Genomic DNA, 12,543 nt, shown 5'->3' on the forward strand with positions numbered 1-12,543 from the left:
AAGTAAGTAAAGCAGCTCTTTATTTTTTCTCTGTAACTTCACATGAAATTTGGATTTTAAAAAGTACTCTATGAGGGTATAAAAATAGTTGTGAAGAACTTTTTTGTCACACAAAAGATCATGTCAGAAAAGAGGGGATAGACAGAATATGGGATATATAACTACTAATCTCCAAGAGATTGCTGATATTGTCCTTAAAAATATTTCTCTTCCTGATTTAATAAAAGAAATAGATATTGATGGTAGCGAAATAAATGTTAAAATAAAACCTGTGACTATTTTGCCGGAGATAGCTTTAAAATTTACCATTACATCAGAGGCTGAAAAGATAGTGGTTCTATTTGATCCTGCAAAGAGTGTTATCATCTACGGATTTTTACTTGGGAAATTGAAAGATGAGCAAATTCCAGGAATAACTCTTTTTAAAGAGAGGTTAGAAATTGATTTGCAAAAGCTACTTTTGCAGAATATAAAAGGGATAAAGATTCAGAATGTCTTTGTTACCAGCAGCGGAGAGATAAAAATAGATTTTTCCTGTGGTTAAAATGCTTTATTATGCGAGCATGAAAAAACAAATGGGCTGCCAACCTTTTTGACGGACATTTGACAGCCCATTTGGCATGTTTCTTTTTACTTTATCTTGACTTTACGATGAATTTGATAGCTGTTTTCTTTTCACCGTCTATTAAGATATCTGCAAATGCAGGTATTACATAAAGGTCTATTCCGTTTGGAGCAACCTTACCACGAGCAATTGCGATAGCTTTAACAGCTTGATTTACAGCAGAAGCACCAACAGCCTGAAGTTCTGCTTCTCCTTGTTCTTTTACAATAGCAGCAAGCGCATTTGCAACCTTCTGAGGCATTGATGAAGCAGCAACTTTTAAAACTTCCATACAACCACCCCTTCAAATTCTTTTTTTGATAAAAACAAAGAAGAATTTTAAGATATATACTTTTACAATATAAATTTTAATGGAAAAAAGTATAATTTTGCAAGAGTCAAAATGAAAGAATTTTGTTATCAAGGTTTGTAATTTCAGCTGAGATAAGATAAAATAGAATTCAAAAAGATGCTTATTAAAGATACTTTTAGAGGAGTGGGAGAAATTTTAAACTTTTCAAGTTTTCTAAATACTGTCATACAAAAGAACAAGTGGATATATACAAAAGAGTTTTTAGAGAAAAACTGTATTCCAGTACCAACTGAACAGCAGCTAAAAAACTTTGATATTGCAAATGCCTTTTACAAAGAGTTTTTATATATTGTCTATTCTCCTGACATAATATCCATGCTAAATTCAATGAAGATCTGGGCGGCAAACAATAATTTTGATATGTTTACAGATTTGACTCTTGATATGATTCCTATTATCTGGCTTGGCGAAGGTTATTATGGAATTGTGGAAAAGAATAAAGAGAGAATTATAATGCCATGTGCACTTTATCAGTACTTTGATGATTTGTATAAAAACTTTCCAGTTTCGAACTTTTCTGTACTTGACATTTGTGAGGCTTATAAAAGACTTTTTGAAAGTGAAGAAAATGTTGCAATGAACATTGTATATGCAAAAACTATTGAGGATCTTAAAAGGGAATTTAGCAAGAATTTTAAAGACTTTGACATACTTTTTGAAGGACCTGGTTATTACGACCTTTATTTCAGTCCTGTTTCAAAAAGGTACATTGTTGCCCCAATTAGGGAGATTTTGAAGAGGATGTTTGAAATGCAGCTTGTATATTTCCACAAACTGCTCAATATTCACGAAAGGTTCAAAGAAAAGTAGAGATTGATTTTAAAAAGGGAGCTGAGCAACAATTAGAAAAGTGACAATTACATTTTTTAGCGAAGCTGTTTTAGAGAATTTCAAGGCCGTTTTTGGTGATGTAAAGATAGGCATGTTTACAGAGATTTCGCCTACATTTGAGGTTTTTATTGACAATCTCATACAAGCATTAAAATCTATAAATTTGAATATCAAAAAAGAGATAGTTGATGATATAATAATAGAAATAAAACAAGTGCAGGTACACTATATGGGTTCTTCAAAGAATGTTACAGATGTTTTAAGAAAGCTTACTTTTCTTTACCAAAGGGATTTTTTGGAGTGCATAGTAAAATGCAATATATTTTTAAAAAGCAGGGCTGATACAACATTTGCTGTCAAAAACCTTGAAGTAAAATATAAGCCCTTGCAAAGGTATAATGATACAGTGAGGACATTAGCAAAAGAAGTTTTAGAATACCTTCCGCTAAGAGATATGCTGGAGAAAGATTTTGAATACACAAAAAAGGCACTTGAATGGATAGAAGACAATGGTGTGGTATCATCTTGATACAGAGATTTAAGAGATTTATTTTTAAAGTGATTTGGCGAGGGTTGTTTGGTTAAAAAGTGTAGTTTGAATCAGAAAAGAGGCTGATATTCTTATGGAAAAAAGAAAAGATAAAGATAAATTTTCTGTAAACACATCAAATAAAGAGACAATACTTGATTTTGTTGAAAGAAAGCTTTCAGAAAATGCAAGTATAAGAGAGCTTATGAAAGATGAGTTTGTAAGATTTACAAGCATAAGAGACTTTCTGTATTTTAAATTTTGCCCAGGTTATTTTGGCATGTGTCCAAATAGTAAAAACAAAAAAGACAAGATGTGCAATCCTGCAAACTGCTGGGAAAGAAGATTTGCAGCCCTTTTTCCACATGGTTTTGACAATGACTATATCTTCTATTACAATCTTGTAAAAGACACAATCACTCCAAGTATTTGCTACAGTTGTGGTAGCAGCAGTGTTGAACTTGAGTGGCAGGATGAAGGGTATCTTGCCAAAATAGGACTTATTAACTTTGCTGATATAGCTTATGTCAGATGCAATAGCTGCAAAAAGAAATACATGTCTCATGCAGACAACTTTGCAATAGAATTTATTGTAAAGCTCTTTTTGGCAAAACCCAGCAAAAGATCGCCAATAAAGCCTGGTCAGACAGTGGTGCTTCCAAAAGATAAGGTTGGGCTTGAGATATTTATAAAGCACTTGAACGAGACAAAAGACATTAAAACAGTGTGGCAAAAACTTGATCCATTTTCTGTAGCAAACCAGTTTGAAGAGCTTGACTTAAGCCTTGCTACTTCTGATTTTCTGTGCGACTATTATAACATTGATTATTCAACTGAAGATGATATTCCTCTTGAGGATTTTGAGGATATTGATATAAAGGATTTGTTTGATGACTTTGAAGAATAAGTGAATAAACTGAACCTGAATAAAGGCTGCCCAGCAGTGAACTGCCCCCTGTCAAGTAGACAGAGAAAATAATAAAAATTTTTTTCAGATAACACCAACCGCTGTGGTTGGTGTTACCTATATTATCCTAATATACCAAGGGAATGATTGCGGTACTCCATTGGTGACATGCATTTCAATCGCTTCTGATACCTCTTCGTGTTGTAATAATCTATATAGTCTTCAACTGCTTTCTTCAAACTTCATAATCATCAAATCTATTTAAATAATACATCTCTGATTTCAATATCCCCCAAAATTCCTCCATAGGCCCATTATCCATGCAACAACCAACTCTTGACATGCTCTGCACCATTCCCATATTGTCTTTATCTCCATATTTAAATGATGCATACAGAACACCATTTGGTTTCAAAGCACGATAGATTTTATATAATACATCACTCATTTCAGCTCTTCTGACATGTAGCAAAGAGGCACAAGCCTAAATACCGTCAAATTCTTCATCAAAATCAATTTCTTAAAATATCATGTACAAAGTTCTTTTCCCTGTATATTCAGTTGATAATTTCACCATTTCAATTGAACCGTCTACTGCCACCACGTCATAACCTTTTTCAAGAAAATATTTTGTGTCTCTCCCTGAACCACAACCCAAATCAAGAATTTTACCGCCTTCAGGAATGTATTTTAAAAATAGCTTGCATAAATTTTCCATATTTGCATCCTTTGTATTCATGAAAAACTCAATGGCATTCTCATCGTAGTACTTAATCGTCTGATCCATTTTCTATTCTCTCCTTGTAGTAGCGTTTTACTCTATAATCAATGACGTCTTTGAAATGTCGAATAAAATCTTGGTTTTTAATAAATGGTTTAAGGTCTTTGGAAACATACAAAAGTTCGCCATCTCTTTTGAGAAATTTTGAAAATTCATTATTGTTTAATAGAGCTTCTTCCGGATTTTTTCTTGAAAGATCCATCCAATCATTTTTTGTACATTCTTTGTACCCTGTGTACTTTTGTGTCTTGCCAAGTCAACTGCGTTTTTTCCCTGCTCGCCACTGTAAACGGCACAGGATTTTACCCCATTTTTGTTAAAATACTCAGCCATAAATTCAGCGTGATTGTGTAAAGTACAAAACGCAAGAGTTCTTTTTTAGTTAAATTTCAAATAATTTTTGAGTATTAAGTCAGCTCTTTTGTGGATCATCAGTGCTCTCTCAAGTTCATCTTCTTTATCGAAAAATTAAACAAGAAGACCCAATCTTCTACAAGATGGAAATGAATTGTTAATAATATGTTATAATATTCCTCAGGTGATTAAAATGTACAAAACACAGAAAAATCATATAAGATGTGATAAACAAACATACAGACTGCTACGTTAGCTTTGCCACTTTTCAAAAAAACTTGTACAACTATGCTTTGTATCATATAAGGCAACACTACTTTAAAACTCAGCAATATCTGAGATATGAGAGTGTATATCATCTTGTGAAAGACAGCGAAGACTATAGACTTTTGCCATCGCAGGTTGCCCAGCAAACACTTATCTCAGTGGATGAAGCTTTTAAATCTTTTTTGGGTCTTTTGAAAGCCAAAAAAGAAGGGAAGGTAGAAGAAAGAGTTTCAATGCCCAAATACCTGCCGCAGGATGGGGTGTATCAGATAGTTTTTCCGAAGGACCAGTTCAAGACAGAGGGGAAAAAAGTACGATTGAGTCTTGGCAGGAGTTTTGCAAAAGAGTTTGGAGTAAGGTACTTGTATTTTGACCTGCCAGCTACGGTTTTAGGTAAGAAAATTAAGGAAGTCAGGATAATGCCAAGGGTGGGTGGTAGATGGTTTGAGATTGAGTATGTGTATAAAGACAAGCAGCAGCTTAATATTTTTGATTTGAGCAGGTATTTAGGGGTAGACTTAGGGCTTGACAATTTTGCGGCGGTGGTTGATACCATCGGGACTGCCTTTTTGATAGATGGCAGGTTTTTAAAATCAGTCAACCGATGGTACAACAAAGAAAGGGCAAGACTTCAGTCAATCTACAGCAAGCAAGGAATAAAAATGTGGCAGAAAACTTGCTCGGATTTCTCGCAAAAGGCAGCATATAATTGACAACTTTTTGAATCAGGCTGTGAATTTGATAATCAAGCACTGTTTGAACAATCAAATATCTGCAGTAGTTGTTGGCAAGATGAAAGGTATAAAGCAGGGGATAGACCTTGGGGTTGTAAACAATCAAAATTTTGTGGGGATACCATATGATAAGTTCAAGAGGAAGCTAAAATCAAAGTGCATGAATTATGGTATAAGGTATATGGAAGTGGATGAGAGCTATACATCACAAAGATGTAGCAGGTGTGGGCATATTAGCAAAAGTAGCAGAAGATACAGGGGATTGTATGTATGCAAAAAGTGTGGGTGTGTAGTAAATGCGGATATAAATGGAGCGATAAGTATACTTGTGAAGGTATAAGGTAGAGTCTGTGGTGAAGCAGATAACCAGCAGTAGATGTGTGAACCAACCTGTGAGAATAAGGGTAGCTTGAGATGCTGCCAAACTTCTCTACATTACCTCCACCTCTACAGGTGGGTGGTAATTCACTTTGTGCAATTCTACTTGATTGAGGTACTCTTCTTTCTTATGCACTTTTTCAAATCTCATAAATGGTCATTCCTTCTTAATTTGATTACAAAAATTCTAAGATTGCTTATAAAAATTATATTACTTTTCCTTAAATTGGTCAATGAAAGAAGTAGAGTAATCTAAAACTACATGGAATCAAATAAGTTGGAAACACAAAGAAAAAATTTTTAGCCATAGTCCAAAAACATTTGCAATTCTCATAACTAAAATTATAAAATAAAACTATCAACAAAAACTCAAGATGAGAGGAGAAAGATAAGATGAGAGAGGAGTTTTACAAGGTCTTTTTAACTGAAGATGAGATACCACATAGCTGGTATAACATTACTGCTGACTTAAAAACTCCACTTGACCCGCCGCTTGACCCATCAACAAAAGATTTGATTGACCCAAGTAAACTCAAAGCAATTTTCCCTGAAGAGCTAATAAAGCAAGAGATGGCAACAGAGGCATTTGTACCAATTCCAGAGGAAGTGTTAGAGTTTTACAAACAGTACAGACCAACCCCGCTTATCAGAGCAAAGCGATTGGAAAAAATTCTTAATACTCCTGCCAAAATATTCTATAAGTATGAAGGTGCAACTCCATCTGGAAGCCACAAGTTAAATACTGCTATACCACAGGCATATTATAACAAAAAAGAAGGAATAAAAAGGCTTGCAACAGAGACAGGTGCGGGCCAATGGGGGTCTGCTTTGGCAATTGCCTGCAACTTCTTTGGACTTGATTGCACAGTATACATGGTAAAGGTAAGCTACAATCAAAAGCCTTACAGAAGGATATTAATGGAAACATTTGGTGCAAAGGTAATACCAAGTCCAAGTGAATTTACAGAGGCAGGAAGAAAAATTCTTGCACAAGATCCAAACTCACCCGGAAGCCTTGGCATTGCAATAAGCGAGGCAGTGGAAGATGCTGCAACTCATCCTGATACAAACTATTCCTTAGGAAGTGTTTTAAATCATGTTATTTTGCATCAAACCATAATAGGAGAAGAAGCAAAACTTCAAATGGAAAAGATAGATGAATATCCTGACATAGTTATAGGTTGCTGCGGTGGTGGCAGCAATTTTGCAGGAATTAGCTTTCCCTTCTTGAGGGATAAGTTAAGAAATGGAAAGAATATAAGAGCTATAGCAGTTGAACCTGCGGCATGTCCGACTTTAACAAAAGGTAAGTATACATATGACTATGGAGATGTTGCAGGACTCACGCCTCTTCTTAAGATGTACACAGTAGGAAGCCAATTCGTTCCGCCAAGTATTCATGCAGGTGGGCTACGATATCACGGTGATTCGCCAATTGTCAGCAGGCTTTATAAAGATGGGATAATTGAGGCAAGAGCATATAAACAAAGAGAAGTTTTTGAAGCAGCCGTTTTATTTGCAAGATCAGAAGGCATTATTCCAGCACCTGAGTCTGCTCACGCTATCAAAGCTGCAATAGATGAAGCAATCAAAGCACGTGAAGAAGGTGTCAAAAAGACAATTTTAATTTCGTTAAGTGGGCACGGTCACTTTGACCTTGCTGCATATGAAGATTATCTCAGCGGCAGGCTTGAGGATGTTGAGATTTCTGATGAAGACATTAAAAAGACATTGAGCAAATTGCCATAAAACAGCAGAAAAACTAAGAGGGCAAGGCTACTTTCCTTGCCCTTTTAATACAAGTCCTACTTTGTTTGATTTTTTGTCAATTACAACATAGCCGAATTTAGGGAATTTAAATGTATGTTTATAAAGCTGATAATCTGTTGAATTTAGTGTAGAGTCAGGAGAATATCTGAACCTGTAGGTTTCACTGTCCACGAAAGAATATTGAGAGTTCTTGGCTGAAAATTTTACCACAAAACTGCCTTTTGTATCTATAAGCCCTACATAATCCTTTGTGGCAACAGCAGCCATCTGAGCAAAAAATGGACCTGCCTTGATATATTGAGGGCTTATAACAATTTTTCCAGAAGAATTAATATATCCCCATAAATTTGACTTCATTACAGCTGCGTATCCCTCAGAGAAGTTTTCTGCTTTGTCAAATTGAGGTTTTATAGCAACTTTAAAGTTTTTGTCCATAAATCCCCATTTTCCATTTTGTTTAAAAGCTATAAATCCTTCGCTAAGTTCTTTTATATCATCAAGTTGAGGTTTAACTACATATTTTCCGTTTATATCAACAATTCCCCATTTTTTATTTTTACAAACTGCTACCAATTTATTTACCTCAACAAATTTGGCATTTTCATATACTTCTTTGCTTTTTATATATACATAACGTCTATTAATATGTTTTTCAAATGTAAGGTAATATTTATTATTTTCAATTACGTATGAAACAAGATTGGATGATAATTCGTCTGATTTATTTTTACCTGAAGATGGTGCAGAATTTGATTTATTTGCTAACATAGCCTGCACTGCCTCTGCAAATTTACTGTCTGCTAAAGCTTCTTTAAAAGAATTATATTTAAACTCTACAACCACATTTCCATTTGTATCAATAGCACCGCACTTTCCATCTTTAGAAACGAGAATATATTCCAAATATGAATTTGGCCAAACGCCTTCTTTCAAGTCAACAGCTTTAAGAGTAACTTCCTTAGGGTTAGGATATTTTACGCTTGGATCGTATAAAGCATAGACAAAATTCATTTTTTCAAACTGAGGACTGACATAAATTTTTTTACCCAGATTAAAAAAACCGTATTTGTTATCTTTATTGCAAACATATATACCTATCCATGGATTTATAACATCAAGAGAGTCTAACTCTGGTTTTACAATAATTTTTGCATTTGTATCAATAAATCCTGCTTTCCCGTTTTGCCAGACAACGAAGATATCTTTATAGAATTTATCTTCAATGCCCATTATTGAGGCACCATCATAAACTATAGGCTCTATTTTATCAAACTGCGGTTTTAAAAGGATATTTCCAGATAAACTTAAAATTCCCCATTTTTCATCCTGAAGATAAGAAATCCAACCATTTTCCCAGAACATTACATCTTCAAACTGCGGTTTTATATATACAAAATTTCGAGAAGAGGATTGCTGAGCATTTGTTAAAGTCAGAATGCTAATTGAAAGAATAAATACCAGTAAAAAGCAAATAAAGATTTTGACTTTTTTCATAAAATTTTCCTCCTTTTTTGAAAGGTTTCATTAAAAATATTTTTTAATTTACATTTAAATCTGCTTATACTAAAAAATCAATATAAAATAAATCACTGTATAAGGTATTATAATCATATTTTAAAATAAATTCAACCATGTACAAAAAATACATATTTAATATTTAGTATGAGATTTAGTACAATTAAATAGTGGGTATATATATTCTTGTAACAAAAAATATATTTAGGGAGGAGAAGTGAAAAATTGAAAAAAGGCACAAAGATCCTTTTAGCTATTTTAGTTTTGATTGTAGTAGCTGTCATGTACACCTTTTCGACGTATAATAGCCTTGTTCGTATGGCAGAAAATGTTGATAACAAATGGAGCCAAGTTGAAAATCAGCTTCAAAGAAGGGCAGACTTGATTCCAAACCTAGTTAATACTGTAAAAGGCTATGCAAAACACGAAAGAGAGATTTTTGAAACCCTTGCCCAGGCACGCTCTAAACTCTTAAATGCAAATACAATAGAAGATAAGGCAAAAGCAAATGATGAGCTTTCATCTGCAATTTCGAGGCTTTTAATGATAGTTGAAAACTATCCAAATCTCAAAGCAGACAGAACATTTGTCCAGCTTATGGATGAACTTGCTGGTACAGAAAATAGAATTGCCGTTGCAAGAAAGGATTACAACGATGCAGTAAAACAGTACAACATGAAAATAAAGGTTTTTCCGAACGTTTTGATTGCACGAATGTTTGGATTTGAAGAAAGACAGTATTTTCAAGCATCAAGCCAAGCTCAGAGCGTGCCATCGGTTGACTTTTCAAAATAAAAAGGAGAAGATAGGCAATGAAAATAAAACAAGGTTTGATCCATTGTATACTTCCAGCGGCATTTGTAGTGGCAATTTTGATTATATTTACATCTTTTACCAAAGCATTTGCACAAATTCCCAAAAAGCCTGTTGAAAATGTCTACATTTTTGACTATGCAGACTTGATTGATAGCTCTGATGAAGATGAAATGAGGGCTTTGGCAAAAGAGATAGAAGACAAATCAAAGGCCGAGATAGTGGTTGTAACTGTAGAAACTCTTGGCAGCTATACAATAGAAGAATATGCAAATGAGCTTTTCAATAGTTGGGGGATTGGCGACAAGGAACTTAACAATGGTGTTTTGATTTTGGTGAACAAAGAAAATTTGCTATCTGGCAAAAGAGGGAGAATAAGAATAGAAGTTGGATATGGTTTAGAAGGTGCAATAACAGATGGCAAGGCGGGAAGGATACTTGATGAGTATGCTATACCTGCATTTGAGAATAAAGAGTATTCAAAGGGGATAAAAGATACATTCTTTGCTGTTGCAAGCGAGGTTGCAAAGGAGTATGGACTGAAGATAGAAGGACTTTCTGGCTATGGTGTAGATGAAAGTGGTGATGCTACGTCGACAGAAATTCAAGTGGGCGACCAGAGCCCAGACCAAGAGTCTGATATTCCGGATTTTGCAATTTTTGTTGCTGTAGTTCTAATAATAATATTTTCATTTATTAGTAGAAGACGAAAGAGAATTTATTGGTGGGGACAGGACCCATGGGACGGGGATGATGACCACCACCATTTTGGTGGGTTTGGCGGATTTGGTGGGTTTGGCAGAGGCTCAGGAAGTTCTGGTGGATTTGGCGGCTTTGGAGGAGGTTCTTCGGGCGGTGGTGGCGCAAGCAGGTGATAAAGCCTGCTTGCGTAAAATTTTTATTTTAATAACTTTTCTTTCCTAATCAGTCGTCCCACTCATAATCAAAGGAATCCCAAAAATCAAGGTCGTCAACAATATCGTCCATTTCGCTTGACATCTCATAGTCCGCATCGAAAAGGTCAAAGTCATCTTCCAATTCTTCTTTGAAATATTCATCTTCTTCAAAAAAGTGTTCTTCCACTTCTTCTTCGGTTTGCGGTTCGATATAATTTTCAATCTGTTTGCTTTTTAGCATTTTTTCATATTTTTCATTAAAAGTGGAAATGCAGTACAGGTAAAGGATATTTTCGGGATCGTGTGGCAGGTAACACTTTCCTTCTATTCTTTTTTTAAACTCTAATTAGGCTTGATATTCAAGTAAAATCTGGGCATAGACTTCCTTTGAACTTTTTGGAATAGAAGATAAATGTTATCTCTCCCTTCTTATAAGAGAGATATTCCTCTTGTAATAATAAAATTGGAAAAGCAGGAATTGAAGTTAAATCTTTTGCGAAATTTAGACATTAATGCGGGCTACAACTGTGAAAAAATATGTTTGAAAGGCAGAAAATAAAGTTTCAATCCCCAAAGGGCAGGCTACAAACATGAGTCACCTGACTTTCCCAGGTTGCAAATAGCTGTTTCAATCCCCAAAGGGGAGGCTACAAACTTAAAGTTAGATGAAGAGACAGCAAGAGCTTTCCTGTTTCAGTCCCCAAAGGGGAGGCTACAAACACGTTGAAGAGCTTGATTTTATTATATCAACTTTATGCACACCTGTCAATGTTTTTATATCAAAACATCTGTGGAAAACTAATATCAGCTAAGAAAAATCAAGCAATAAAACCCTATCAACCCTTTCCGTCTATCCAGCTGCTGCCAGAGATTAAAGCAAACTCACATTCTTAAAATCTGAAACCGTATACAAATCAAACATCAAAACTTTACTACCGCAGGTCGACAGATTTGACTTTCGGTCAAATTGTAGACTTTATACAATTTTGCTGTATAAATTCTCAAAACCAAAATTCTCTGTGCAGCTTTTCTTGTATTTGTTTTTATCCTGCAGAAAAAACAAAAAAGGAAGCCAGCCTCAATCAGAAAAGCCAGCTTCCTTTTTCTCAAAAAAAGCCTTTTTTAATTTTTCAACCTTCCACGAATCTCTTGTATCTTCTTAAGAGAAAGACCAATTATATCTGCTATCTCTTAGTCACTATATCCTTTCATAATCATCTTCTCTGCTGTTTCTATCTTCCCCTGTTCAAATCCTTGCTGAATTCCTTGCTGCAGCCCTTGCTGAATACCTTGCTGTAGTCCTTGCTGAAGCCCTTCAAAAATAAGCTCTTCTCTTATCTTTCGCAAATTCTGAAAAAGTGGCATGACCTTACCACCTTAGTCTCATTGTCAAGGTTTTTGAATATTTCAATCTCGTCAAGCCTTTTCAAAAGCCTGAGGAAAATGCTTTTGTTGGAGAATACATATTTGTACTCAAGGTCATTTATATTATGAAGAAGCTGATTATTATTCATTTCATTATTTTCACCACAAAAGTTTTCTTAAGAACATTATAGCAAACAGAATGGAAAGCATCAAACATATTTTCTTATCCATAGGCTAAAGTGGCAACCTGTGCTTCAATCTCCAAAGGGCAGGCTACAAAGCTTTTGCTGTCAACCTCCGGAGGTTTTTGGGGGGGGATTGAAGCTCGACAGCAATTGGTAAATACAAAAATTAAATTATCTTTCATTTATCAAATACACAAGACAAAATGGAATAATATAACATAACATAAATAACAATAAATGT

The 12,543-nt window shown here is 34.8% G+C and carries 17 protein-coding genes and 1 pseudogene; 9 read left to right on the forward strand and 9 right to left on the reverse strand.

Annotated elements, in window-relative coordinates:
* The first annotated feature begins 148 nt into the window (after positions 1-148).
* The gene (locus tag PGC14_RS12050) at positions 149-544 is read left to right on the forward strand and encodes a hypothetical protein (RefSeq protein ID WP_011915649.1); all 396 of its coding nucleotides are present in this window, start codon (positions 149-151) and stop codon (positions 542-544) included.
* Between the two features lie 91 nt (positions 545-635).
* Here the strand turns inward: PGC14_RS12050 and PGC14_RS12055 are convergent, their stop codons facing one another.
* Entirely contained in the window at positions 636-896 is a 261-nt protein-coding gene (locus tag PGC14_RS12055; protein WP_011915650.1) for a stage V sporulation protein S, read from the reverse strand.
* 177 nt (positions 897-1,073) lie between these two features.
* On the opposite strand from PGC14_RS12055, the gene PGC14_RS12060 reads away from it, so the two are divergent.
* The 3 genes from PGC14_RS12060 (at position 1,074) to PGC14_RS12070 (ending at position 3,244) form a co-directional block, all read left to right on the forward strand.
* On the forward strand, positions 1,074-1,787 hold the full coding sequence (locus tag PGC14_RS12060) for a hypothetical protein (protein ID WP_271629066.1): 714 nt from the start codon (positions 1,074-1,076) through the stop codon (positions 1,785-1,787).
* A 40-nt stretch (positions 1,788-1,827) separates the two neighbouring features.
* Positions 1,828-2,337, forward strand: a complete 510-nt coding sequence (locus tag PGC14_RS12065) for a hypothetical protein (protein ID WP_011915652.1) — start codon at positions 1,828-1,830, stop codon at positions 2,335-2,337.
* 94 nt (positions 2,338-2,431) lie between these two features.
* Entirely contained in the window at positions 2,432-3,244 is an 813-nt protein-coding gene (locus tag PGC14_RS12070; protein ID WP_011915653.1) for a hypothetical protein, read from the forward strand.
* A 122-nt stretch (positions 3,245-3,366) separates the two neighbouring features.
* Here PGC14_RS12070 and PGC14_RS13525 read toward each other — a convergent pair whose 3' ends face one another.
* From PGC14_RS13525 to PGC14_RS12085, 4 genes are all read right to left on the reverse strand, one after another.
* Positions 3,367-3,483 carry an IS3 family transposase gene (locus tag PGC14_RS13525; RefSeq protein ID WP_083931519.1) on the reverse strand — a complete coding sequence of 39 codons (117 nt, stop codon included), beginning with the start codon at positions 3,481-3,483 and terminating at the stop codon, positions 3,367-3,369.
* Positions 3,480-3,692 carry a hypothetical protein gene (locus PGC14_RS12075; protein ID WP_237738268.1) on the reverse strand — a complete coding sequence of 71 codons (213 nt, stop codon included), beginning with the start codon at positions 3,690-3,692 and terminating at the stop codon, positions 3,480-3,482. The genes PGC14_RS13525 and PGC14_RS12075 overlap by 4 nt, the downstream gene beginning before the upstream one ends.
* Positions 3,693-3,764: 72 nt before the next feature.
* On the reverse strand, positions 3,765-4,031 hold the full coding sequence (locus PGC14_RS12080) for a class I SAM-dependent methyltransferase (protein ID WP_237738267.1): 267 nt from the start codon (positions 4,029-4,031) through the stop codon (positions 3,765-3,767).
* Positions 4,015-4,227 carry a hypothetical protein gene (locus tag PGC14_RS12085; protein ID WP_039767069.1) on the reverse strand — a complete coding sequence of 71 codons (213 nt, stop codon included), beginning with the start codon at positions 4,225-4,227 and terminating at the stop codon, positions 4,015-4,017. The genes PGC14_RS12080 and PGC14_RS12085 overlap by 17 nt, the downstream gene beginning before the upstream one ends.
* 345 nt (positions 4,228-4,572) lie before the next feature.
* Here PGC14_RS12085 and PGC14_RS12090 point away from each other — a divergent pair.
* Positions 4,573-5,793, forward strand: a pseudogene (locus PGC14_RS12090) (RNA-guided endonuclease InsQ/TnpB family protein).
* Between the two features lie 358 nt (positions 5,794-6,151).
* Positions 6,152-7,507 carry a TrpB-like pyridoxal phosphate-dependent enzyme gene (locus tag PGC14_RS12095; RefSeq protein WP_271629067.1) on the forward strand — a complete coding sequence of 452 codons (1,356 nt, stop codon included), beginning with the start codon at positions 6,152-6,154 and terminating at the stop codon, positions 7,505-7,507.
* Between the two features lie 27 nt (positions 7,508-7,534).
* Here PGC14_RS12095 and PGC14_RS12100 read toward each other — a convergent pair whose 3' ends face one another.
* Positions 7,535-9,022, reverse strand: coding sequence for a WG repeat-containing protein (locus tag PGC14_RS12100; RefSeq protein WP_039767634.1), 1,488 nt, complete (start codon positions 9,020-9,022; stop codon positions 7,535-7,537).
* 246 nt (positions 9,023-9,268) lie between these two features.
* Here PGC14_RS12100 and PGC14_RS12105 point away from each other — a divergent pair, with 246 nt between their 5' ends.
* Positions 9,269-9,838, forward strand: a complete 570-nt coding sequence (locus PGC14_RS12105; protein ID WP_039767632.1) for a LemA family protein — start codon at positions 9,269-9,271, stop codon at positions 9,836-9,838.
* A gap of 17 nt (positions 9,839-9,855) precedes the next feature.
* Entirely contained in the window at positions 9,856-10,731 is an 876-nt protein-coding gene (locus PGC14_RS12110) for a TPM domain-containing protein (protein ID WP_271629068.1), read from the forward strand.
* Between the two features lie 49 nt (positions 10,732-10,780).
* Here the strand turns inward: PGC14_RS12110 and PGC14_RS12115 are convergent, their stop codons facing one another.
* Positions 10,781-10,993, reverse strand: coding sequence for a hypothetical protein (locus PGC14_RS12115; protein WP_271629069.1), 213 nt, complete (start codon positions 10,991-10,993; stop codon positions 10,781-10,783).
* A 482-nt stretch (positions 10,994-11,475) separates the two neighbouring features.
* Between PGC14_RS12115 and PGC14_RS12120 the strand changes: the two genes are divergently transcribed.
* Positions 11,476-11,646, forward strand: a complete 171-nt coding sequence (locus PGC14_RS12120) for a hypothetical protein (RefSeq protein WP_271629070.1) — start codon at positions 11,476-11,478, stop codon at positions 11,644-11,646.
* Between the two features lie 297 nt (positions 11,647-11,943).
* Here the strand turns inward: PGC14_RS12120 and PGC14_RS12125 are convergent, their stop codons facing one another.
* Positions 11,944-12,117: a hypothetical protein gene (locus PGC14_RS12125; protein WP_271629071.1), complete on the reverse strand. Its 174-nt coding sequence runs from the start codon at positions 12,115-12,117 to the stop codon at positions 11,944-11,946.
* A complete protein-coding gene (locus tag PGC14_RS12130) occupies positions 12,087-12,266 on the reverse strand; it encodes a hypothetical protein (protein WP_271629072.1) in 180 nt (59 codons plus the stop codon). Before PGC14_RS12130 ends, PGC14_RS12125 begins: the two co-directional genes overlap by 31 nt.
* Positions 12,267-12,543: the final 277 nt, after the last annotated feature.

The sequence above is a fragment of the Caldicellulosiruptor sp. DIB 104C genome (assembly GCF_028198085.1).
Taxonomy (GTDB): Bacteria; Bacillota; Thermoanaerobacteria; order Caldicellulosiruptorales; family Caldicellulosiruptoraceae; genus Caldicellulosiruptor; species Caldicellulosiruptor saccharolyticus.